General features: G+C 42.5%; 22 protein-coding genes and 1 riboswitch. Of the genes, 20 read left to right on the top strand and 2 right to left on the bottom strand.

Annotation, left to right across the window (positions count from 1 at the left end):
- Positions 1-12 precede the first annotated feature (12 nt).
- From KVT11_RS13750 to KVT11_RS13695, 12 genes are all read left to right on the top strand, one after another.
- Positions 13-2,370 (top strand): endonuclease MutS2, encoded by a 2,358-nt coding sequence (locus KVT11_RS13750; RefSeq protein ID WP_144740138.1) that lies wholly within the window; start codon positions 13-15, stop codon positions 2,368-2,370.
- Positions 2,371-2,384: 14 nt separating this feature from the next.
- Positions 2,385-2,789, top strand: coding sequence for a DUF350 domain-containing protein (locus KVT11_RS13745; RefSeq protein WP_007501637.1), 405 nt, complete (start codon positions 2,385-2,387; stop codon positions 2,787-2,789).
- 162 nt (positions 2,790-2,951) lie between these two features.
- The gene (locus KVT11_RS13740; RefSeq protein WP_019744088.1) at positions 2,952-3,407 is read left to right on the top strand and encodes an Imm63 family immunity protein; all 456 of its coding nucleotides are present in this window, start codon (positions 2,952-2,954) and stop codon (positions 3,405-3,407) included.
- Between the two features lie 100 nt (positions 3,408-3,507).
- A complete protein-coding gene (locus KVT11_RS13735; RefSeq protein WP_144739826.1) occupies positions 3,508-5,217 on the top strand; it encodes an AMP-binding protein in 1,710 nt (569 codons plus the stop codon).
- 174 nt (positions 5,218-5,391) lie between these two features.
- Entirely contained in the window at positions 5,392-5,976 is a 585-nt protein-coding gene (locus KVT11_RS13730) for a fatty acid metabolism transcriptional regulator FadR (protein ID WP_017358246.1), read from the top strand.
- A gap of 25 nt (positions 5,977-6,001) precedes the next feature.
- Positions 6,002-6,781 carry an enoyl-CoA hydratase gene (locus tag KVT11_RS13725; protein WP_210552159.1) on the top strand — a complete coding sequence of 260 codons (780 nt, stop codon included), beginning with the start codon at positions 6,002-6,004 and terminating at the stop codon, positions 6,779-6,781.
- A 31-nt stretch (positions 6,782-6,812) separates the two neighbouring features.
- Entirely contained in the window at positions 6,813-7,586 is a 774-nt protein-coding gene (locus KVT11_RS13720) for an electron transfer flavoprotein subunit beta/FixA family protein (RefSeq protein WP_210552158.1), read from the top strand.
- 44 nt (positions 7,587-7,630) lie between these two features.
- The gene (locus KVT11_RS13715; RefSeq protein WP_017358243.1) at positions 7,631-8,608 is read left to right on the top strand and encodes an electron transfer flavoprotein subunit alpha/FixB family protein; all 978 of its coding nucleotides are present in this window, start codon (positions 7,631-7,633) and stop codon (positions 8,606-8,608) included.
- A 75-nt stretch (positions 8,609-8,683) separates the two neighbouring features.
- Entirely contained in the window at positions 8,684-10,162 is a 1,479-nt protein-coding gene (locus KVT11_RS13710; protein ID WP_144739832.1) for an alpha-N-arabinofuranosidase, read from the top strand.
- 246 nt (positions 10,163-10,408) lie between these two features.
- Positions 10,409-10,723: a thioredoxin gene (trxA, locus tag KVT11_RS13705; RefSeq protein WP_007501629.1), complete on the top strand. Its 315-nt coding sequence runs from the start codon at positions 10,409-10,411 to the stop codon at positions 10,721-10,723.
- A gap of 139 nt (positions 10,724-10,862) precedes the next feature.
- Complete coding sequence (gene uvrC / locus KVT11_RS13700) at positions 10,863-12,635, top strand: excinuclease ABC subunit UvrC (protein WP_135226589.1); 1,773 nt, start codon at positions 10,863-10,865, stop codon at positions 12,633-12,635.
- A gap of 61 nt (positions 12,636-12,696) precedes the next feature.
- Positions 12,697-12,874, top strand: a riboswitch (Lysine riboswitch).
- Positions 12,875-13,005: 131 nt separating this feature from the next.
- Positions 13,006-14,241: an aspartate kinase gene (locus KVT11_RS13695; protein ID WP_135226590.1), complete on the top strand. Its 1,236-nt coding sequence runs from the start codon at positions 13,006-13,008 to the stop codon at positions 14,239-14,241.
- 374 nt (positions 14,242-14,615) lie between these two features.
- Here KVT11_RS13695 and KVT11_RS13690 read toward each other — a convergent pair whose 3' ends face one another.
- Positions 14,616-15,059, bottom strand: a complete 444-nt coding sequence (locus KVT11_RS13690; RefSeq protein ID WP_008345974.1) for a YslB family protein — start codon at positions 15,057-15,059, stop codon at positions 14,616-14,618.
- Between the two features lie 283 nt (positions 15,060-15,342).
- On the opposite strand from KVT11_RS13690, the gene KVT11_RS13685 reads away from it, so the two are divergent.
- The 5 genes from KVT11_RS13685 (at position 15,343) to KVT11_RS13665 (ending at position 19,885) form a co-directional block, all read left to right on the top strand.
- Positions 15,343-15,951, top strand: a complete 609-nt coding sequence (locus KVT11_RS13685) for a succinate dehydrogenase cytochrome b558 subunit (RefSeq protein WP_007501622.1) — start codon at positions 15,343-15,345, stop codon at positions 15,949-15,951.
- Positions 15,952-15,988: 37 nt separating this feature from the next.
- A complete protein-coding gene (gene sdhA, locus KVT11_RS13680; protein ID WP_008345971.1) occupies positions 15,989-17,749 on the top strand; it encodes a succinate dehydrogenase flavoprotein subunit in 1,761 nt (586 codons plus the stop codon).
- A 1-nt stretch (position 17,750) separates the two neighbouring features.
- On the top strand, positions 17,751-18,515 hold the full coding sequence (sdhB, locus tag KVT11_RS13675) for a succinate dehydrogenase iron-sulfur subunit (protein ID WP_008345969.1): 765 nt from the start codon (positions 17,751-17,753) through the stop codon (positions 18,513-18,515).
- Positions 18,516-18,638: 123 nt separating this feature from the next.
- Complete coding sequence (locus tag KVT11_RS13670) at positions 18,639-19,097, top strand: acyl-CoA thioesterase (protein ID WP_099496660.1); 459 nt, start codon at positions 18,639-18,641, stop codon at positions 19,095-19,097.
- A gap of 71 nt (positions 19,098-19,168) precedes the next feature.
- Positions 19,169-19,885 (top strand): biotin--[acetyl-CoA-carboxylase] ligase, encoded by a 717-nt coding sequence (locus KVT11_RS13665; protein WP_026050129.1) that lies wholly within the window; start codon positions 19,169-19,171, stop codon positions 19,883-19,885.
- A gap of 141 nt (positions 19,886-20,026) precedes the next feature.
- On the opposite strand, the gene KVT11_RS13660 is transcribed toward KVT11_RS13665, so the two are convergent.
- Positions 20,027-21,157 (bottom strand): 2-methylaconitate cis-trans isomerase PrpF family protein, encoded by a 1,131-nt coding sequence (locus KVT11_RS13660; RefSeq protein WP_017367811.1) that lies wholly within the window; start codon positions 21,155-21,157, stop codon positions 20,027-20,029.
- Positions 21,158-21,292: 135 nt separating this feature from the next.
- Here KVT11_RS13660 and KVT11_RS13655 point away from each other — a divergent pair, with 135 nt between their 5' ends.
- The 3 genes from KVT11_RS13655 to gerE all read left to right on the top strand — a co-directional run bounded on the left by KVT11_RS13655 (position 21,293) and on the right by gerE (position 24,056).
- Positions 21,293-22,153 carry a LysR family transcriptional regulator gene (locus tag KVT11_RS13655; RefSeq protein WP_007501609.1) on the top strand — a complete coding sequence of 287 codons (861 nt, stop codon included), beginning with the start codon at positions 21,293-21,295 and terminating at the stop codon, positions 22,151-22,153.
- A 155-nt stretch (positions 22,154-22,308) separates the two neighbouring features.
- A complete protein-coding gene (locus KVT11_RS13650) occupies positions 22,309-23,625 on the top strand; it encodes a CitMHS family transporter (protein ID WP_017358236.1) in 1,317 nt (438 codons plus the stop codon).
- Positions 23,626-23,831: 206 nt separating this feature from the next.
- The gene (gene gerE / locus KVT11_RS13645) at positions 23,832-24,056 is read left to right on the top strand and encodes a spore germination transcription factor GerE (RefSeq protein ID WP_003184172.1); all 225 of its coding nucleotides are present in this window, start codon (positions 23,832-23,834) and stop codon (positions 24,054-24,056) included.
- Positions 24,057-24,201: the final 145 nt, after the last annotated feature.

The raw sequence follows: 24,201 nt of genomic DNA, 5'->3' as shown, positions 1-24,201 counted from the left end.
GGCTGGACCATGCTGCAACAAAAAGTGTTAGCATCATTAGAATTTCATAAAGTAAAAGAAAAAGTCATGTCCTATACTGCTTCGACTTTAGGGAAAGAAAAAGCGCAGGACTTAATACCACTCACAGATATCGAGAGCATTCAGCATCTGCTAGAAGAGGTAGCAGAAGCGCAAGATGTGATTCGTTTAAAAGGATCTGCGCCGTTTGGCGGGTTAACGGATATTAGACGAGGCGTCAAACGAGCAGAAATAGGCAGTATATTAAGCCCTGCTGAGCTGATGGAAATTGCGGCGCTGTTATATACCACAAAAAACATGAAGCACTTTCTCACCTCTATGTATGAGGACGGAGTAGAGATACCCCGTCTTCATACATATGCAGAATCGCTGATTTTACTGCCAGACGTGAGAAAAGAAATCGAAAGCTGTATTGGTGATAATGGAGAAGTGCTTGATCACGCAACGCCTGCACTCCGCACCATACGAACGCAGTTACGATCACTAGAATCAAAAGTACGAGATAAATTAGAATCAATGATTCGTTCACAATCTGCCTCGAAAATGCTGTCAGACACCATTGTGACCATTCGTAATGATCGGTTTGTCATTCCCGTAAAACAAGAGTACCGCTCGAATTATGGGGGGATTGTTCACGATCAATCTTCTTCAGGCGCAACTCTTTTTATTGAGCCGCAGGTGGTCGTGGATTTAAATAACACCTTGCAGCAAACTCGCCTAAAAGAAAAGCAAGAGATTGAAAAGATTTTGCAAATGCTAACAGCGAGTGTGTCAGAGCATATTGATGAATTGCTTCATAATGTGAATGAACTTCAGACATTAGATTTTATTTTCGCCAAAGCCAAATATGCAAAAGCAGAAAAAGCCACAAAACCTACTGTGAATAACCAGGGGGAGATTTATTTAAAACGGGCAAGACATCCCCTATTGCCTCGAGATCAGGTTGTGGCAAATGATATTGAGCTGGGCAAAGATTTTTCTACGATCGTCATCACGGGTCCAAATACAGGCGGTAAGACCGTCACTTTAAAAACACTTGGACTTCTTACGCTGATGACGCAGGCAGGTCTTCATATTCCAGTCGAAGAAGGATCAGAAGTGGCTGTATTCGATCAAGTCTTTGCTGATATTGGAGACGAGCAGTCTATTGAACAGAGCTTGAGTACATTCTCATCTCATATGGTCAATATTGTGGATATCTTAAAGCATTTGACGTCTAATTCACTTGTGTTATTTGATGAATTAGGTGCAGGGACAGATCCTGCTGAAGGTGCAGCACTTGCAATGAGCATCTTAGATGAAGTTCATCAAACAAATGCGCGCGTCATCGCAACGACTCACTATCCTGAGCTGAAGGCATACGGGTATAACCGAGAAGGCGTCACAAATGCGAGTGTAGAGTTTGATATTGAAACCTTATCACCTACATATCGCTTGCTCATCGGGGTGCCGGGGCGAAGTAATGCATTTGAAATTTCCAAGCGTCTAGGATTGCCTCATCATTTAATTGACCGTGCAAAAGCAGATATGCATGCGGAACATAATGAAGTCGATCAGATGATTGCTTCATTAGAAGACAGCAAAAAACAAGCAGAAGAAGAACTGCATGAGACGAAATTCTATAGAAAAGAAGCAGAGAAGCTCCATAAAGAATTGCAAAAACAAATCCTTGAATGGAATGAACAAAAGGACAAACTGCTGGAAGAAGCCGAACAAAAAGCGGCAGAAAAAATTGAACAAGCAACAAAAGAAGCAGAAGAGATTATTCAAGAGCTTCGGTCCATTAAAAGTGAGCATCGTTCGTTCAAAGAACATGAACTCATTGATGCGAGAAAGCGTCTTGAAGAAGCTGTCCCTGAGTTTGACCGTAAGAAAAAATCAGAGCCAGTGAAAAAAGCAGCAAGACAGCTAAATCCAGGCGATGAAGTCAAAGTGCTGACGTTTGGCCAAAAAGGAACGCTCATCGAACAAACGGGTAACAAAGAATGGAGTGTCCAAATGGGCATTCTGAAAATGAAAGTAAAAGAAAAAGATATGGAATTTATCAAATCAGCACCGGAATTTAAGCAAGAGAAAGCCATCACGGCGGTCAAAGGAAAAGACTATCATGTATCACTTGAGCTTGATTTAAGAGGAGAGCGGTATGAGAATGCCTTAAGCAGAGTCGAGAAATACTTAGATGATGCCGTCTTAGCTGGCTATCCGCGTGTGTCGATCATTCACGGTAAAGGCACTGGCGCCTTGAGAAAAGGGGTCCAGGAATTATTAAAACAGCACCGTAGTGTAAAAAATGCTCGTTTTGGAGAACAAGGCGAGGGAGGATCAGGCGTCACCATCGTCGAATTAAAGTAAAAAGGAGAAAACGCATGAAAGCCTTTTGGGAAAATGAACTTGTGGAAATTGCCGCCTATTACAGCGTGGCCGTCCTATGTCTTGTCTTATTTCTGACCATATTTGAACTCGTGACCTCCTATAAAAACTGGGAAGAGATTCAGCGGGGGAACTTAGCTGTTGCTATGGCAACCGGCGGGAAGATTTTTGGGATTGCCAATGTCTTTCAGCATTCCATCGCCCAGCACAACTCGCTTCTTCAAATGGTCGGATGGGGCGTATACGGCTTTGTGATGCTGCTCGTCAGCTATTTCATTTTTGAATTTTTAACACCACGATTTAAAGTAGACAAAGAGATTGAGAATGATAATAGAGCGGTCGGGTTTATTTCACTCATTATTTCTGTTGGGCTGTCTTATGTAGTAGCAGCCGGCATTTAAGGAGACGACATGGAAAAACTAGCCAAAGTATTAATTGTAGTTGCCTGCACTTTTGCGGTTATTGGTGCCGTTTACATGTTCCTGTAAAATGAAGAATACATTCTAGAAAGCTGTCAGGGAAAACCTTGACAGCTTTTCACTCATCAAAGGCGGCGAATCAGAATGAATCAAATCTTGCAAAAAGACGAACTCATAAAGCGCATTGACACTTGTCTCAAAAAGACATCTCTTCCCCAAGACATATATGAACCGTATATTGCACGTCCTTTTCAAACGACTGGTTTTTTTGATGATTTGAGCCCCTATATTGAAATTGATCCAGCCGGCTATATTCTTATTCAATATGAACGAGGGATTAAAGTGCTTCATAAAAGAACAAAAGAGGCGGATGAAGTCGTTTATTGGATTTTAGAAGACACCATCTTTCTAACTGTGTATCTAGACATGATGAGACAATATCAAGTGGACAACATCCACACACATTTACCTAATGACCCTAGTATCCATAAACAGATCGTGGAGAGAGTCCATGAGTCATTTCGTGCGATCGGTGGATTATACGAAAAGTGGCATCATGAAGGGAAAAGAGCCTCTATAGAAACACCGTCGAAAAAATGAAGATGTGTCATGGAACGAGCTCGATTTGAAAAAAGCAAACAGCCATAAGGAAAAGTTTGCTATAATAAAATAGTACGAAAGTTCAGGAAGGAGGGTTTTTATGCAGTCAGATAAACGTTGGCTTCTGCATTACCCGAATCAAATTCCCCACGAACTCACCATCCCAAATGAAACGTTGCAATCTTACTTATTCAGCTCCGCAGAGGCAGCACCTGAGCATACAGCCATTCATTTTTTAGGAAAAAACATCACCTACCAGCAGTTACAAGAAGATGCACTGAAATTAGCCAGTCACTTGATTGACATCGGTGTCAAAAAAGGCGACAGAGTAGCGATTATGCTGCCAAACTGCCCGCAATCGGTGATTTCTTATTATGCGGTTTTAATAGCAGGCGGCATTGTCGTTCAAACCAATCCGCTTTATACGGAGAAAGAACTGGAATATCAAATGGAGGACAGCGGCTCTAAGGTGCTGATCACTCTCGATCTACTGTATCCAAAGGCCTATAAAATGAAAGCGCTGACAAGTATGGAGCATTTGATCATCACAAAATTACAAGATTACTTGCCATTTCCGAAAAACATATTGTTTCCGATTGTCCAGCGAAGGAAAAACAACATGGTCATCCAAGTGGAGAAGAGTGATTCCATTCATCATTTCTCACAGATCATGAAAGAGTCGTCAGGAGAACAGATTCCGCAAATATCCTTTCAACCGAAAGAGGATGTCGCAGTTTTGCAATATACAGGCGGAACGACCGGTTTACCAAAAGGGGTCATGCTCACACACGAAAATATAGTAGCCAATACAGAAATGTGTACATCCTGGATGTATAAAACGAACCGCGGAAAAGAGCGGATTCTTGGAATCATTCCGTTCTTTCATGTATACGGCATGACGACCGTGCTAAACCTTGCAGTCAAAGAAGGTCATCAAATGATTCTTCTTCCGCGTTTTGATGCAGCGGATGCCTTGAAGACCATTGAAAAACAGAAACCGACGCTGTTCCCAGGAGCACCAACGATGTATATTGCCCTGCTTCATCATCCGAATATTGAGAAGTATGACCTATCATCCATCACCGCATGCTTAAGCGGATCGGCCGCTCTTCCTGTTGAAGTCAAACAGAGTTTTGAAAAACTAACAGGAGGAAGGCTGGTGGAGGGGTATGGACTTTCAGAAACTTCTCCTGTCACTCATGCCAATTTCTTATGGGGAGCGAACAAAATAGGAAGTATCGGGTGCCCTTGGCCGAATACGGATGCCGGTATTTATTGTGAAGAAACGGGTGGACTCAAAGCGCCATATGAGCATGGAGAGATTATCGTCAAAGGTCCTCAAATCATGAAAGGGTACTGGAATCAGCCGGATGAGACAGCGGCAGTGTTAAGAGACGGCTGGTTTTTCACAGGAGACATTGGGTATATGGATGAGGATGGTTTTTTCTATATCGTAGACCGGAAAAAAGATGTCATCATCGCGAGCGGCTATAATATTTACCCAAGAGAGGTTGAAGAAGCCCTTTATGAGCATGAGCTTGTACAAGAAGTGGTTGTGGCGGGTATTCCAGATCCGTATAGAGGGGAAACAGTAAAAGCCTTTGTTGTCCCGAAAAAGGATGCCTATGTAACAGAGGATGAACTGGATCGTTTTGTTAGAACAAGAATTGCCTCATTTAAAGTGCCGCGTGTCTACGAATTTAAGGAATCACTGCCTAAAACGGCTGTAGGGAAAATCTTGCGCAGAGTGTTAATTGAAGAAGAAAAAAGAAAGCAATCGTCTTCAACAGAAGAACCAGTCGATCAATGAGAGAATGAACCAGCATCATCCGGTCAAGCGGCCGGATGATTTGAATTGTACGTGTCTGCTCTGGTATGCTAAAGGTTGAAAAGAAAAAAGAACATCACTTGACAAATCACTCGTTTCTTTTTAACATAAAGTTATGAATGAATGCTCATTCAATTTAGAAAGGGACGAAGCACATTGAAGCAGAAAAGACCGAAGTACATGCAAATTATTGATGCAGCCGTTGTGGTGATTGCAGAGAACGGCTACCATCAATCACAAGTTTCAAAGATTGCCAAACAAGCAGGAGTAGCAGACGGAACCATTTATCTCTATTTCAAAAACAAAGAGGATATTCTGATCTCGTTGTTTAAAGAAAAAATGGGACAATTCATCGAACGGATGGAAACAGATATTCAAAAGAAACCGTCTGCCAAAGAAAAGCTTCTTCTCCTCATTCGAGAACACTTTCGCCTGCTATCGCAAGACCATCATTTGGCCCTTGTGACACAGCTTGAACTCAGGCAGTCAAACCTTGAACTGCGCCAAAAAATCAATGAGGTGCTGAAAGGGTATTTAAATATGCTCGACTCCATTTTAACCGAGGGAAAGAAGACAGGAGAATTTAGACAAAATCTAGATGTCCGCTTAGCGAGACAAATGGTATTTGGGACGATTGATGAAACCGCTACAACATGGGTCATGAATGATCAAAAGTATGACCTGCCTGCACTCGCAGAAAGTGTACATGATCTTCTCTTAAACGGAATACATCAATCTTAAAGACAATTGAAAAAGGATGATTGACATGGAAAAAATACTTAGCTTACACCAAGAGGAACAGACAGCACTCATCACGATTCAACACCCACCTGCAAATGCCTTATCCTCTCAGCTTCTCACTGAACTCAATGACATGTTTGATCAGCTTGAACAAAACAGTGAAGTGAGAGCTATTGTCATTCATGGAGAAGGTAGATTTTTCTCAGCAGGTGCTGATATTAAAGAATTTACGACCTTGCAGGAAGAGTCTGATTATGCCAGCCTTGCAGACAGAGGACAGCAAGTGTTTGAACGAATTGAACAATGTCCAAAACCGGTGATTGCTTCCATTCACGGGGCAGCATTAGGCGGCGGGCTTGAGCTGGCGATGTCGTGTGATATTCGAATCGCAACAAAAGATGCAAAGCTGGGACTGCCGGAATTAAATCTCGGTATTATCCCAGGATTCGGCGGAACGCAGCGCCTGCCTCGCTACGTTGGATCAGCTAAAGCACTTGAAATGATGGGAACAGCTGAGCCGATTACAGGAGAAGAAGCATTTGCCTGCGGACTTGTTTCAAAACTTGCGGAAACAGAGGAAGAAGCGCTGGAAACAGCGAAAACATTGGCGGCGAAATTTGCAGCGAAAAGCCCTAAAACGCTTGAGTATGTGCTTGAGTTATTGAATGCGACAAAAGTGTACTCATATGATGGCGGAATGAAGCTGGAAGCCAAAAAGTTTGCTGAAGTGTTCCAGTCGAATGATGCCAAAGAAGGCATCCAAGCTTTTATCGAAAAGCGTAAACCGAATTTTAAAGGGGAATAAGGGATTAGTACGACACAAGGGGGAGAAATGAATGAATATTTTTGTTTTAATGAAGCGTACGTTTGACACGGAAGAGAAAATCTCTATTCAGTCTGGTGCTATTCAAGAAGATGGGGCAGAGTTCATTATTAATCCTTATGATGAGTACGCAATTGAAGAAGCGATTCAGCTTCGGGATGAGCACGGGGGAGAAGTAACGGTCGTGACAGTTGGCAATGAAGATACGGAGAAGCAGCTTAGAACAGCACTTGCAATGGGCTGCGATCAAGCCGTTTTATTAAATGTTGAAGATGATTTGGAGGAGTGGGATCAGTTTTCCGCTTCTACGATTCTATATCACTATCTCAAGGATAAAGAAGCTTCCTTGATCTTAGCAGGGAATGTAGCGATTGACGGCGGGTCTGGACAGGTGGCCCCGCGTCTTGCTGAATTACTCGGTTTTCCATATGTCACAACCATTACAAGTATTCAAATCGACGGCGGCTCAGCTTCAATTGAGCGAGATGCAGAGGGTGATGTGGAAGTGATTTCTGCCGAGCTCCCGCTAGTGGTCACCGCGCAGCAAGGTCTCAATGAGCCTCGTTATCCATCGTTACCAGGCATCATGAAGGCAAAGAAAAAGCCTTTAGAAGAACTGGAATTAGACGATCTAGATCTAGATGAAGACGATGTGCCATTTAAAATCAAAACAATCGAACGTTTCTTACCGGAGAAAAAAGAGGGTGGCAAGGTGTTGAGCGGAGAGCTTCAGGATCAGGTCAAGGAACTGACAGACCTGCTAAGAAATGAAGCAAAAGTCATCTAAACATCCACTTTACGATATCACGAGAACAAGGGGGAGCTTATAGGATGAGTAAAAAAGTTGTTGTACTTGGAGAAAGTCGTGACGGTAAATTAAGAAATGTGACATTTGAAGCGATTGCTGCCGCTCACGAGGTGGCTGATGGCGGTGAAGTGATTGGCGTTTTAATAGGGGATCACGTCAAAGACCAAGCGGATGAACTGCTTTATTATGGAGCGGATCATGTGATGATCGTCGAGCACCCGCATCTTTCTTATTATACGTCTGATGGTTTTGCGCAGGCGCTTCAAGCAATATTAGATCAAGTCAATCCTGATGCAGTGCTCTTCGGTCATACATCAATCGGAAAAGACTTGTCACCAAAAATAGCTGCACGCCTGCAAACTGGCTTAATTTCAGATGCAATAGATGTAAGCGTTACCGGTGAACACCTTGTTTTCACTAGACCGATTTATTCAGGAAAAGCTTTTGAAAAAGTCATTTCAACAGATCGTCTGCTTTTGGCTACTATCCGTCCAAACAACGTGGCACCGCTGGAGCGTGATGCGTCACGCAGCGGAGAAGTGACGCCAGTTTCTGTCGATATTCAAAACCTAAGAACGATCGTGAAGGAAGTCATTAAAAAAACATCAGAAGGTGTAGATTTATCTGAAGCGAAGGTTATTGTCGCAGGAGGCAGGGGGGTCAAGAGCAAAGAAGGCTTTGAACCGCTGAAAGAACTTGCCCAAACACTTGGCGCAGCAGTCGGTGCCTCGCGTGGTGCATGTGACGCTGACTACTGCGATTATGCCCTGCAAATTGGTCAAACCGGTAAAGTCGTCACACCTGACCTTTACATTGCCTGCGGGATTTCAGGAGCTATTCAGCATTTAGCCGGTATGTCCAACAGTAAAGTCATTGTTGCAATCAACAAAGACCCAGAAGCTGAAATCTTCAAAATCGCTGATTACGGAATAGTTGGTGACTTATTCGAAGTCGTTCCGCTTTTAAATGAAGAGTTAAAAAAGATGAATATCCATTCTTAACGCTCATACACTCAGAATGCCTAGGTATTCTGGGTTTTTTTGTATGTTATCACGAAACAAAGGGGCGGTTTACAAGTGAATGGGACAGTAAAAGTCAATGAAGTGATTGGACGCATTTCTAAACACATCTATGGACACTTTCAAGAGCATTTAGGAAGAGGAATTTATGACGGAATTTGGGTAGGGAAAGATTCAGAGATTGATCATGTTGAAGGGATTCGTACTGATGTGCTAAAGGCCCTTCAAGCCTTACATATCCCGGTGCTGAGGTGGCCGGGGGGCTGTTTTGCAGACGAGTATCATTGGGCAAACGGCGTCGGTGATCTGAGTGAACGAAAGCCGATGGTGAATACTCATTGGGGTGGCACCGTTGAATCAAATGCGTTTGGTACACATGAATTTATGAGACTGTGTGAATTACTTGAATGTGAGCCTTATATTTGTGGAAACGTTGGAAGCGGTTCTGTTCAAGAATTAGCAGAATGGATTGAATATATCACATTTCCTAAAGGGACACCTATGTCGGATTGGCGCATTCAAAATGGAAAACAAGAACCGTGGGAGCTGACGTATGTTGGTGTAGGTAATGAAAGCTGGGGATGTGGTGGAAATATGACGCCAGAGTATTATGCAGACTTATATAAACGCTACCAAACGTATGTGAGAGAATTTGCTGGTCAGCGCATTTACAAAATCGCATGCGGTGCGAATTCAAATGATGTGAATTGGACAAAAGTATTAATGGAGCGTGCAGCGCCTTGGATGGATGGGCTCAGTTTGCATTACTATACGGTCCCAGGAACATGGGAGAAAAAAGGGTCTGCGACTGATTTTGATGAGGATGAGTGGTTTACAACGCTGAAAAAGGCGTCTGAAATGGAGCGGCTTGTCGTGGAACACGGAAAAATCATGGATCGTTATGATCCAGACAAGCGAATTGGGATGATTATTGATGAATGGGGGACATGGTATGATCCAGAACCGGGGACAAATCCAGGTTTTTTGTATCAGCAAAACACATTAAGAGATGCTCTAGTCTGTGCCTTGCATTTTCATATTTTTCATCGCCATTGCCAGCGGATTCATATGGCGAATATTGCCCAGACCGTCAATGTGCTACAAGCGATGGTGTTAACGCAGGACGAAAAGATGCTCCTGACACCTACCTATCATGTATTTCACATGTTTCAAGTGCATCAAGAAGAAGAAGCGCTTGAAGTAGAATTGAATGCGCCTTCGTATGAACGCCGGGGTGAAAAAATTCCTCAAGTCAGTGTGTCAGCCTCGCGGTCATCTGACAAGATGCATATTAGTTTATGTCATGTGAATCCCCATGAAAAAGCAGACGTATCTCTTGCGATAGAGGGAATCGATGCAAAAACGAAGGTCACTGGCCGTGTGCTGACTGCTGATCGGATGAATGCACACAACACGTTCGATGATCCTCATTCTGTTCAGCCTGCGGACTTTCGACAATTTGCTGTTAAGCACGGCGAGCTGACTATTGATCTGCCGCCTATGTCGGTTGTCATGTTGACCGTCGATCTGGCTTGATCGCATATTTCAATGTTTGATGAGAAGAATGTTGGGGCATCATACATTGTAAATGAAGCGGAAAGGGAGTCATGTCATATGCTTAGAACCATTCTGATGATCATCGGTGCGATTGTTGTTATTGGTGCGATCATACGGTTTGTTTTTTAATTCATTTCATAAAAAATGATTCGTAAGCATTTCATTCGCAAGTCACATTGGTAGATGCTATACTAAAAAGCATAATTTACATTGGAGGAATGAATAATGGCAATCGTAAAAGCTACTGACGCAACATTTTCACAAGAAACTGCAGAAGGTGTTGTTCTTGCAGACTTTTGGGCACCATGGTGCGGACCTTGTAAAATGATTGCTCCAGTTCTTGAAGAACTTGATCAAGAAATGGGCGATAAAATGAAAATTGTAAAAATTGATGTGGATGATAACCAAGAAACTGCTGGTAAATACGGCGTTATGAGTATCCCAACACTTCTTGTTTTAAAAGACGGTGAAGTCGTCGAAACGTCTGTTGGTTTCAAACCAAAAGAAGCACTAGCTGAGCTTGTAAACAAACATCTATAAACCGATCTATGCCCACGTGGCATGATCTCAAAAGCGGTTCTCGTATAGTCGAGAGCCGCTTTTCTTTCATCGTGGTATAAAACAAATGTTCGTGATACACTAGAAGGAGTGAAAGAGGAAAACAAGGACGGATGAAAATATGAACAAATTGATCAAAGAAAAGCTGTCAGTCTTACCTGATCAACCAGGCTGTTACTTAATGAAAGATAGACAAAATACAATCATTTATGTGGGAAAGGCAAAGGTATTAAAAAATAGGGTCCGCTCTTATTTTACAGGATCTCATGATGCCAAAACGCAGCGGCTTGTCAGTGAAATCGAAGACTTTGAATACATTGTCACCTCTTCAAATATTGAGGCACTTATTTTAGAGCTGAATTTAATCAAAAAATATGACCCGAAATACAATGTCATGCTCAAGGATGACAAAACGTACCCTTTTATTAAAATTACGAATGAACGTCATCCTAAGCTGGTTGTCACCCGCAATGTGAAAAAGGATAAAGGGAAATACTTCGGTCCATATCCGAACGTACAAGCAGCAAGAGAAACGAAAAAGCTGCTCGACCGTTTATATCCACTTAGAAAATGTGCGACACTCCCTGACCGAGTCTGCCTTTATTATCATCTTGGACAATGTCTTGCTCCGTGTGTGTATGACATTTCTGAAGAAACGAATAAACAGCTCGTCGACGAAATCACAAGATTTCTAAACGGAGGACATCAGCAAATCAAGAAAGAATTAACAGAGAAGATGCAAGAAGCGGCCGAACAATTAGAATTTGAGCGGGCAAAAGAACTGAGAGATCAAATCGCATACATTGACTCAACGATGGAAAAGCAAAAGATGACGATGAGTGACTTATCCGATCGTGATGTGTTTGCCTATGCTTATGATAAGGGCTGGATGTGTGTCCAAGTCTTCTTCATCAGACAGGGGAAATTAATCGAACGTGATGTCAGCCTATTTCCGATGTATCAAGACCCTGAGGAAGAATTTCTCACGTTTATGGGGCAGTTTTATGAAAAGAACAACCATTTTCTGCCGAAAGAAATTTTGGTGCCGGACAGCGTTGATCAAGAGTTGATTGAGCAATTGCTTGAAACGAATGTTCATCAGCCGAAAAAAGGAAAGAAAAAGGATTTGCTTTTACTTGCCCACCAAAACGCCAAAATTGCTCTCAAAGAAAAGTTCTCGCTTATAGAGCGTGATGAAGAACGGACAATTGGTGCAGTGGAGCAGCTTGGCGATGCACTCAATATTTATATGCCATACCGGATTGAGGCGTTTGATAACTCCAATATCCAAGGAGCAGACCCCGTATCCGCTATGGTTGTCTTCCAAGACGGGAAGCCGTATAAAAAAGAGTACCGAAAATACAAAATTAAAACCGTTGAGGGGCCCGATGATTATGCTTCCATGCGTGAAGTCATTAGAAGGCGGTATACCCGGGTGTTAAAGGATGAACTGCCGCTTCCTGACTTGATTTTAATCGATGGAGGAAAAGGACAGATCAACGCAGCCATAGATGTGCTCGAAAATGAATTAAATCTGTCTGTTCCTGTGGCAGGTCTAGTGAAAGATGAAAAACACAGGACATCGAATCTTATGATGGGTGATACGCTTGAAATTGTTGCGCTCGAACGGAATAGTCAGGCCTTTTATTTATTGCAGCGTATTCAAGATGAAGTGCACCGATTTGCGATTAGTTTTCACCGGCAGCTGCGCGGGAAGAATGCATTCCAGTCTATTCTAGACGATGTCCCAGGTATCGGGGAAAAGCGCAAAAAGCAGTTGCTGAAACATTTTGGCTCTGTGAAAAAGATGAAAGAAGCCTCTATCCAGGATTTTCAGGACGCTGGTATTCCGAAACAAACGGCTGAACTTTTAATGGAGGCATTAAAAAAATAGATTGTACTTTTTCCAAAAGTCTGTTAAGATGTGACTAATTTAATAAATGAACGTGTTGTTTGTTGAAGATAGAGGTGCGAACTTCAAGAGTAAGCCTTCAGAGATCGAGGGGATCTAGGAAGAGGGCTGAAAGGGGAGCGTCGCCGAAGTGAATAAAATCCACTCATTTTATTCGCTGGCTGTACATTGAAGAAATGTAGGGCTGTCAAGAATGTATTTCTTGGAGGGCTATCTCATTGTTTGCATCGTTTGATGATGATTTTAAAGCAATGGGAGATTTGTTCTCTCATTGCTTTTTTATTTGCAGTGCAGAGAGCAGTCTCCGCAGCCTCTTCTCTCACACGTGATCTTTTGAAAAAGGGTGGTAGACATGGGACTAATTGTACAAAAATTTGGTGGAACATCTGTTGGATCGACAGAAAAAATTCGCAATGCCGCAGAGAGAGTCATCGCTGAACGCGAGGCAGGAAATGATGTGGTCGTGGTTGTGTCTGCGATGGGCAAATCAACGGATGTTCTAGTAGACCTAGCGAAAGAACTCACAGATGATCCAAGCAAAAGAGAAATGGATATGCTACTGACAACTGGTGAGCAGGTGACCATTTCATTATTAGCGATGGCGCTCCAAGCAAAAGGTTATGATGCCATTTCCTTTACAGGCTGGCAAGCTGGGGTGAAAACAGAGAAGGTGCACGGAAATGCAAGAATCGTGGACATCGATGAAGCAAGAATCAAAGAAGAACTGAGTGCGGGAAAAGTCGTCGTTGTAGCAGGTTTCCAAGGAATTGCGGATGATCTACATATTACAACACTTGGGCGTGGTGGATCAGATACGACAGCAGTGGCACTAGCTGCGGCACTCAAAGCGGACAAATGTGATATTTATACGGACGTACCAGGTGTGTTTACAACAGATCCTCGTTATGTACCGTCTGCGCGAAAACTTGCAGGAATTTCATACGATGAAATGCTTGAGTTAGCCAATTTAGGAGCAGGTGTGCTGCATCCGAGAGCGGTCGAATTTGCGAAAAATTATCAAATCCCACTAGAAGTCCGTTCTAGTATTGAAAATGAATCGGGTACGTTAATTGAGGAGGAATCATCCATGGAACAAAATTTAGTTGTAAGAGGCATTGCATTTGAAGATCAGATGACACGCGTGACGGTATGCGGCCTTTCAAGCGGTTTAACAACGCTATCGACGATTTTTACGACACTTGCGAAGCAAAATATCAATGTCGATATCATTATTCAGTCTGTCACAAACACCAATCAGACCTCCATCTCTTTCTCTGTGAAAACGGATGATTTGTCTAAAACAGTTGAAGTATTAGAAGAATACAAAGGTGCGCTTGGTTATGAGCAGATTGAGACAGAAAGCAAATTAGCCAAAGTATCTATCGTTGGCTCTGGTATGGTCTCAAACCCAGGCGTTGCGGCTGAAATGTTCGCTGTGTTAGCTCAAAAAGACATTCAAGTGAAAATGGTCAGTACGTCTGAGATCAAAGTCTCAACAGTCGTTGATCGTGAAGATATGGTGAAAGCGGTAGAAGCCCTTCATGATGCGTTTGAATTATCAAAGGTGAGCGCCGCTGCTCATTCTTAAATCTTCAAAAGAGGTGTATTCCGTAAAAAGATACACCTCTCAGCGTGTAGCCAAACCCTCGCATTCTTTGTCAGTCCTGCGTACTGGTGCTCACGAATGTCAAATTCGCTCCGCTCCAGTACTCGTCTTTCCTAGACTGCAAAGGTTTTCTATCACGCTGAAAAGAAGACAAAGGGCTAAAATCAAGTTCATTTTAGCCCTTTGTCAACAATCTGAAAGGTGTATCCCATAAAAAGATACACCTCTTTTTTATATTGGAAATCATCAGCATATGAAGAAAGAAAAACATGCGTAAACCGGTACGTCAACTGTGCTATGATAGAAGGGTATATAAAAAAGGCGTGACACAAAGTCCTCGCCTTTCATAAGCAGTGTTAGCTAGGGTCTCTTAAATCCCATTTAACGGTTAAAATGACTTTATCAGCACGCTTTTTTACTTGTTCATAGGATTCAGCCACGTGCTCATTGAGAAGCTGAATCTGTTCAGCGATAAAACCTGCTTCCATTTGAAAGCATGGCTCCTTTTGATAGCTGAGTCGATTCGATACAAGTGGACCTTCGAGCTCAAACTCAATTTCCTGTTTTTTAGAATGGACCATCGTGAGAGTTCCCCATCCGGCATCATGGAAAAATTCGGGGATCTTTTCCCATGACTCTTGAGGAAATTTACGAGCAAGCAGTTTACCCGCAAAATACATCATAGATGAATGATCCTGACCAAGAATGTCAGGCAGCAGAACTTCGCGTATCAGCTCGTAGGCAAATCCATTGACTTCAATTTCTTTTAGCTGTTCTAAGTTAGATTCGAATTTATTCATTGTATGGCTCCCCTCTTTCAACAATTTATTATAGCTTATGTGGGCATATGATGACAGAGTTTTCCCTGAAGTCTAAGAAATTCTTATTGTAGTAAAACGAATTTTGATTTAAAACTTTTAAATTTCGGAAAATTTTAATTTATGTACGCGGTTTCTTGACGCTTTTTTGACATAGGAGTAAAATGAAATTGTCAATAAATTTGAATAAAGTGCTTACAATTGAAAGAAGCGGGGGTAAGACAATTTTCAAGCAATTGCACTTTTTTTACTAGGGGGTAAAGTAATGTCGGGGAACAAAGAATTTTTTTATCGGAGATTGCATTCTTTGCTTGGCGTCATTCCGGTCGGTCTATTTTTAGTACAGCACTTAGTGATTAACCACTTTGCGACGAATGGACCAGAGGCGTTTAACAAAGCTGCACACTTTATGGAACAGCTTCCATTCAGATATGCACTTGAGCTGTTCGTGATTTTCTTACCACTGATCTATCATGCTGTTTATGGGGTGTACATAGCCTTTACGGCACAAAACAACACGTCTCGCTTCAGTTACTTAAGAAACTGGTTGTTCAGACTGCAACGGATTACAGGTATCATCACATTGATTTTTGTCACTTGGCACGTATGGGAAACACGCATTCAAGCGCAGCTTGGAGCTGAAGTAAACTATGACATGATGGCGAATATTTTAAGCTCTCCATTTATGCTAGGTTTCTATATTGTCGGCGTTTTATCTACTATTTTCCACTTTGCTAATGGCTTGTGGTCATTTGCTGTCAGCTGGGGAATTACAGTTTCACCACGCTCACAAAGAATCTCCACATATGTGACATTAGGTATATTTATAGCGCTTTCATATGTAGGGCTAAGAGCAATTTTCGCTTTTGTTTAAGAGGAAATAGATTAGTAGAAGAGGGAGAGGGGCTACAATGAGTAATTCTAGCATCATCGTTGTCGGAGGCGGCTTAGCTGGTCTCATGGCAACTATCAAAGCAGCAGAAGCGGGAACAGCTGTTAAACTATTTTCAATCGTACCTGTGAAACGTTCGCATTCTGTTTGTGCACAGGGCGGAATTAACGGAGCGGTCAATACAAAAGGTGAAGGAGATTCACCTTATGAGCATTTTGATGACACGGTATATGGCGGAGACTTTTTAGCTAATCAGCCGCCAGTAAAGGCAATGTGTGAAGCAGCGCCGTCCATTATCCACTTACTTGATCGTATGGGTGTAATGTTTAACAGAACACCAGAAGGATTACTGGACTTCCGCCGTTTCGGGGGAACACAGCACCACCGTACAGCATTTGCTGGTGCGACAACAGGTCAGCAGTTATTATATGCACTAGATGAGCAGGTTCGCCGCTATGAAGTAGCAGGGCTTGTGACGAAATATGAAGGCTGGGAATTCCTTGGTGCTGTGTTAGATGACGAGGAAGTATGCCGAGGCATTGTCGCGCAGAACTTGACGACAATGGAAATCGAATCCTTCCGTTCAGATGCTGTCATCATGGCAACAGGAGGCCCTGGTATCGTATTCGGTAAATCAACGAACTCCATGATTAATACTGGATCAGCTGCATCGATCGTTTATCAGCAAGGTGCTCATTATGCTAATGGAGAATTCATTCAAATTCACCCAACAGCGATCCCAGGAGATGACAAGCTGCGTCTCATGAGTGAATCAGCTCGTGGTGAAGGTGGACGTGTTTGGACATATAAAGACGGAAAACCTTGGTACTTCCTAGAAGAAAAGTACCCAGCATACGGAAACCTTGTACCGCGTGACATTGCAACGCGTGAAATTTTCGACGTATGTGTTGAGCAAAAGCTTGGCATCAACGGAGAGAACATGGTGTATCTAGACCTTTCTCACAAAGATCCAAAAGAGCTTGATATTAAGCTTGGTGGAATCATTGAAATCTATGAAAAATTCATGGGTGATGACCCGCGTAAGCTTCCGATGAAAATTTTCCCGGCTGTTCATTATTCAATGGGCGGCTTATGGGTTGATTATGATCAAATGACGAATATCAAAGGCTTGTTTGCTGCAGGAGAATGTGATTACTCTATGCACGGCGGAAACAGACTTGGTGCAAACTCATTGCTTTCTGCGATTTACGGCGGAATGGTTGCTGGACCAAATGCTGTGAAATACATTAGCGGTCTTGAAAAGTCTGCAGAAGATTTATCATCTGCAACATTCGACAGTGCCGTGAAGAAAGAGCAGGAGAAATGGGACAACATCCTTAGCATGGATGGCACAGAAAATGCATATGTGCTTCATAAAGAGCTTGGAGAATGGATGACGGACAACGTGACAGTGGTTCGTTACAACGAGAAGCTCTTAAAAACAGATCAGAAGATTGAAGAACTGATGGAGCGCTATAAGCATATTAACATCAACGATACAGCTTCATGGAGCAACCAAGGCGCTGCCTTCACGCGTCAGCTTGACAACATGCTTCAGCTGGCACGCGTCATTACGATTGGGGCTTACAACCGGAATGAAAGCCGAGGCGCACACTATAAACCGGAATTCCCAGAAAGAAACGATGAAGAATTCCTAAAAACAACGATGGCTACGTTCAAAGGGAAGAACCAAAAACCTGCATTCCACTATGAGGACGTCGATGTATCGTTAATTGCACCTCGTAAACGAGATTACTCGAAGAAAAAGGTGGAGAAATAAGATGAGTGAAAAAAATACGATTCAATTTATTATCACACGTCAAGATACAGCAGATGGCAAGCCTTATGATGAGGAATTCGAAATCCCTTACCGTCCGAATATGAACGTCATTTCTGCACTCATGGAAATCAGACGTAATCCGGTCAATAAAAAAGGTGAAAAAACAACGGCGATCAACTGGGACATGAACTGTCTTGAAGAAGTATGTGGCGCTTGTTCCATGGTCATTAATGGAACGCCTCGCCAATCATGTACTGCACTGATTGACAAGTTAGAGCAGCCGATCCGTCTTCAGCCGATGAAAACGTTCCCGGTTGTGAGAGACTTGCAGGTTGATCGAAGCCGTATGTTCAATTCATTGAAAAAAGTCAAAGCATGGGTGCCGATCGATGGCACATATGATCTTGGACCTGGACCAAGAATGCCTGAGAAAAAGCGTCAATGGGCGTATGAGCTTTCAAAATGTATGACATGTGGTGTCTGCCTTGAAGCTTGTCCAAACGTGAATGATAAGTCTTCCTTTATGGGCCCTGCACCGCTTTCACAAGTTCGTCTATTTAACGCACATCCGACAGGTGCAATGAATAAGTCTGACCGTTTAGAAGAAATTATGGGTGATGGCGGTCTCGCAAACTGCGGGAACTCTCAAAACTGTGTGCAGGCTTGTCCGAAAGGAATCCCGCTCACAACATCAATTGCAGCACTTAACCGAGATACAACATTACAAGCTTTCCGTAACTTCTTCGGAAGCGATCACGCAGAATAACATCACATTCAGTCCTCCTTGCCAATCATGATGAGTGTTTACAAGAGGCTGGATGCAAAAACATAACAAACGCCTCTTCCAATACGGGAGAGGCGTTTTGTTTGCGAATAAGGAGTGGATCAAATGAGGCTGCCGTCATATATTGAAGAACCGTTTGAAGAGTGGAGGGCATCGTTTCGATTTTATGTGGAAACAACCGTCCGTTTTTCAGAAACGGATATGTTTGGTCACATGAACAATGTCACCCCGTTTGTGTATTTTGAAGAGGCGCGGATTGCCTTCTTTCAAAAAACGGGAATTGTAGATAAACGAATGAAGCGAGCGAGAGAGACGATTACGGTCGTGGCAAACCTTCAATGTGATTACATCAAGCAAGTGGAAATCGGTGAGAGGCTGCGTGTGTATGTAAAGCCAGAAAAGGTTGGATCAAGCTCTCTCATCCTTCATTATTTAGGAGAAAATGAACAGCAAGAACCGTGTTTTACAGGCTCAGTCACGATGGTGCAAATAAGTAAAGACACCGGTGCCCCTGTACCGTTTACAGAAAAGGAAAAAGAGACTTTTCAGGCCCAGCGACATTAAAGAATCACGGTCACATGTTTCATTTTGTTATAATAAAAAGATCATATGAAGATGAAACAAAAGGAGAGCACATGAAGATTTTTCAATACGACACCATTGATAGTACAAATAATGAAGCGAAAAGGCTCATTCAGCAAGGAGAAATCCCTTCATTTGCTGTATATGCCCGGCAGCAGACAGCAGGGAGAGGCAGGCTTGGCAGACCGTGGGAAACGCCTACAGGAAATGTGGCTGTCACGATGACAGTAAAACCGCCAGTAGATATCTCCACCCAATCAACGATTGCCCCGCTGACGGCACTCGCGATTTATGATGTACTCAAACCACTCATGAGAGCAGAGGATCAGCTGGCGATCAAATGGCCAAATGATCTATTGATTAATGAAGCGAAAGTATCTGGCACATTAATTGAAGCAGACCGTAGCGCCATTTACATCGGTGTGGGCATCAATGTAGAGACAAAGCCCGAGCACGTTCCGTATAAAACCGTTTGCCTATCAGAACTGACTGAGGTGAAAGCGGACCAGCTAGTGAAAGATTTGGTAGCGGCCTTTGAAAAATACCATGCACGCTGGCAAATGGAAGGATTTGAAGCCCTCACTGCCCTTTATAACAAACGATTATATCGGCTGAATCAACCGCTTCGTATTTCACTAGATCGTGAAAAGCAAACATGGCAGGAAGGGATTTGCTGTGGTGTGAATCGTTATGGTCATATTCAGTTAAAAGATGATCAAGGACATATAAAAGCCCATTCAGCAGGAGATATTGATGCACCGCCCAATTAGACAATTTCTCGTTCGATGAGTGTGTATAAAACCGTTGCATTCGATGTTAGAACGGATTGCTTTAAGATCTTCACACTGAAAAAAAGACAAAGAGCTAAAATCAGTTCATTTTAGCTCTTTGTCGACATGATGACGTCTCATTTATGCTTCTCTTTTTATTTGAGGTTGAACCATGTAGTCTTTTTTTGTAAAGACCACTCCATCTAGGATTTCTCTTGCGGTTCGAATGACTTTCACTCTATTTTGTGAGATATCAATTTCAGTTTGCATAATACCAGCAGGATGACCAATTCGAAGTGTATCATCTTGACCTTGAAACAGCTGTGCCGGAAGCGTTTGATCCATGAAACAGCTGGCTGACACACAGACAGATCCGGTGATGGCAAGTGCTTGGTGCGGTCTTTGCATCGATAGCATCCGAACGATGATGTCCATATCTGCTGCTCTTCTCAATATTCCATTTGTATCTACATAATCAGCAGGCTCGCTGATGATCGCAAGCTTTGGAACAGCAGGAGACTGTAATGTGGCCAGTTCTTTTGGTGCGAAGTGACACATTTCAGCAGCGATGGAACGAATCTCTTCTAAATCATCCAGCAATTCGTCTGTAAACTCCTCAGGCAATTCAGTTCCTTTTAATTGAATATCTTTGGCACGGACAAAGGCGATTGGATTTGCAATGTCTACGATTGAGATCGGAATCTCTCCAAACTTTGTCTGGATCGTATCCATTTTGTTTCCAGTCGGAAAGGTTTTACCTGTGACAGCGCCTTCAGGTTTCTCAAAGGATAAATAAATGGGAGAACCTGTTCCTTTCACTCCTGGAATTTCTGCCTGTCCTTCAAATTTCACTTCTCCATTCTCGACTTCTACCTCTGCCACAATGATTTTATTCGTGTTGGTATTCAAAATACGTACCGTTGTGACAGGCTCAACTGCTTGGACAAGTCCTTTAATGATGGCATACGGTCCAACTGCTGATGAGATATTCCCACAGTTTCCTTTAAAGTCGACAAACCTTTCATTGATGCTGACTTGTGCAAACGTATAGTTTACATCCACATCTGGACGAGTGGCTTTATCGATAATGGCCACCTTACTTGTTAAAGAATTACCGCCCCCGATTCCATCAACTTGCAGCCGGTCAGGGCTGCCCATAATGTCTAATAGAAATGCTTCGAGCTCATCGTGTTCGTAAGGTGCATCATTTGCTTGAATGAAGACCCCTTTGCTTGTACCGCCTCGCATGATTGTGATTGGAACTTTTCTCATTGCTCTCACCCTCAATTGTTTAGTTACTATTTATCTAATCAAAATGGTAAAGTATAATAAGAAATAAGTTAAATACATTATTTTAAGAGAAACTGATAAAATATTTTTATAACAAGGTCAAAAGGAGGGCACACAATGGATGAGAAAGATTGGCGGTTTTTAAAGGTGCTATATGAAGAGAAGAACATCACAAAAGCGGCAGAAAAATTATTTGTATCGCAGCCTGCCTTAAGTTATCGATTGAAACAGCTTGAAGAGGAATTTGACATGAAGCTTTTCTTTAAAAGAAAGCGAGGCATTGAATTTACATCAGAGGGCGAATACTTGGCTAAATACGCAAATGACATGCTCAAGCAGCTCCAGCAAACGAAAGATGGCATGCTCAATATGCAAAAAAAGGTCAAAGGAACGATCAGGTTAGGGGTGTCGAGTAACTTTGCTCAATATAAACTGCCGGAAATTTTAAGAGAGTTTTCTAAGCAGTATCCACATGTTCAATTTATGGTGAACACAGGATGGAGCACAAAAGTCATGGATTTATTAGGGACATCAAGTGTACATTTAGGGATTTTAAGAGGAGATTACGACTGGAATGGAGAGCGGTTTTTGCTTGATAAAGAACGCCTTTGTATCATTTCAAAATCAGAAATACAGCTAAAGGACCTTCCGAAACTGCCGCTCATTGACTATCACACGGATAGTTCATTAAAACGATTGATTAACAGATGGTGGCAGGAGACGTTCACGATGCCTCCGCTTGTGACAATGGAGACAGACAGGCAAGATACATCAAAAGAGATGGTGAAGCATGGTTTAGGTTATGCCATTGTCCCGGAAATTTGCCTCAGACCAAGTGATGAGCTATTTGTAAAAGGTCTTTCGTATAAAGATGGACAGCCTGTTTTAAGAGATACATGGCTCATGTACCAGCCGGATTCCCTTCATTTGTCTGTTGTGAAAGCATTCATTGAGTTTTTAAGAAGTCAGCAAGGCTAATTATAAAAAAAATTTATTGAATAGACGAAAAAATCGATATTTTCATTATAAAAAAAGCTATTATATCCTTGAAATAGAAAGCGCTAACATTTCGGGCCGCAAGTGCAAAAGGGGCGCTTGTGGATCGTGTAAAGAAGAGGATGGAGGGATATGAAGTGCTAGCTATTTTAGGGATCTTGATGGTCGTGACTTTTACATTTCTTATTATGACAAAACGTATGCATCCGGTGGTGGCTCTAACCGTTGTGCCAATCATCTTTGCATTAATCGGTGGATTTTACAGCGGATTAGGGGACATGATGCTTGATGGACTCAAGACCGTTGCACCATCTGCTGCTTTATTGTTATTTGCCATCTTATTCTTCGGTGTCATGCTGGATGCTGGATTGTTTGACCCATTGATCAAACTGATTTTACGTCTTGTGAAAGGCGATCCGGTCAAAATTGCTTTTGGGGTAGCGATTTTGTCTATGCTTGTTGCATTAGATGGTGATGGAACGACAACGTACATGATTACCGTATCAGCTATGCTGCCACTTTTCTTAAGAATTGGGATGAACCCACTGATTTTAGGGACGATTTCATTATTATCACTAGGCATTATGAGTGGAATGACGCCTTGGGGCGGTCCAGCTACTCGTGCGATTGCTGCACTTGGTTTAGATGCAGCGGAATTCTTCATTCCATTACTCCCGACGATGATAGGGGGCGGTCTTTTTATCCTTTTTACAGCGTATGTTCTTGGAAAAAAAGAACGGAAGCGCATTGGGGTTGCCGAGATTCAGTATAAAGAAGAGGTCTCGATCTCTCCTGAATTGGCGGCATCAATTGAAGATGGCGTTGCAGATATGAAGAGACCAAACTTGATTTGGGTCAACTTCTTCCTGACGATTGCTGTCATGGTCACACTTGTATTGGATATCGTACCGATTCCTGTACTCTTTCTCATTGGCTTTGTCATTGCGCTTATGATCAACTATCCAAAAGTGGAAGATCAGCGTGAGCGGATTTTATCGCATGCAGGAAATGCTTTAACGGTCATTACCCTTGTGTTTGCAGCAGGAATTTTCACAGGCATTTTTTCGGGAACAAAAATGGTGGAGTCCATTGCTAACTTGGTCATTTACATGATTCCAGATTCATACAGCTCATTTTTTCCACTCATTGTCGCTTTGACGAGTATGCCATTTACATTTGTTCTTTCAAATGATGCGTATTATTTCGGGGTGCTGCCAATCTTAGCTGAAGCCGGCGCAGCTTACGGAATTGATCCAGTAGAAATTGCGCGCGCCTCTATTATCGGACAGCCTGTCCATTTGCTGAGTCCGCTTGTGGCTTCAACATTACTGCTTGTGAGTATGCTGAATAAAGATATTGGTGATTTGCAAAAGTACGCACTGCTATGGACCGTACTCACAGCCCTGTTTACAACACTTATTGCTCTTTTAACAGGAGCCATTTCGATATTTTAAAAGCTTGTTTGATCAAGGACGATGTCTCTATAGGGGACTCGTCCTTTTTTGTGCGGCTTGAAGGGGAGGAAATTGGACGCTCATCTGCGGGAATTCTCGATTTTAACGTCACCTACCTCAAGTACCCGGCATATGATATCTCGACTATACAGAATCCCATTCTATAGAGACTAGAGCTCTCACCTTAGCAAGGAGGGTTACAATACTTGAAGGAGAAAGAGTTTCAATCCAAGCCGCTATTAACCAAAAGAGAAAGAGAAGTATTCGAATTGCTCGTCCAAGATAAAACAACAAAAGAAATTGCAAGCGAGCTTTTTATTAGCGAAAAGACTGTTCGAAATCATATTTCGAATGCCATGCAAAAGCTAGGAGTCAAAGGTCGTTCACAGGCCGTAGTCGAGCTTCTGCGTATGGGTGAGCTAGAGCTCTAACGTCAGCCGGTTTTCCTTCCGCACCAGGGAGGAGCCGGTTATTTCTATATGGTTTCCATGAGTCTCTTCTTGCAATTTCATTGAAAAACGAGGAAAATAGGAATGTACGTTTTAATCAAAGTGAGATGCTATAGTGAGGTATCAA

Origin of the sequence: Bacillus sp. GbtcB10, from assembly GCF_019091365.1 — a bacterium.
Lineage (GTDB): Bacteria > Bacillota > Bacilli > Bacillales > Bacillaceae > Bacillus > Bacillus altitudinis.
This window is presented reverse-complemented; position numbering and strand designations above follow the sequence as displayed.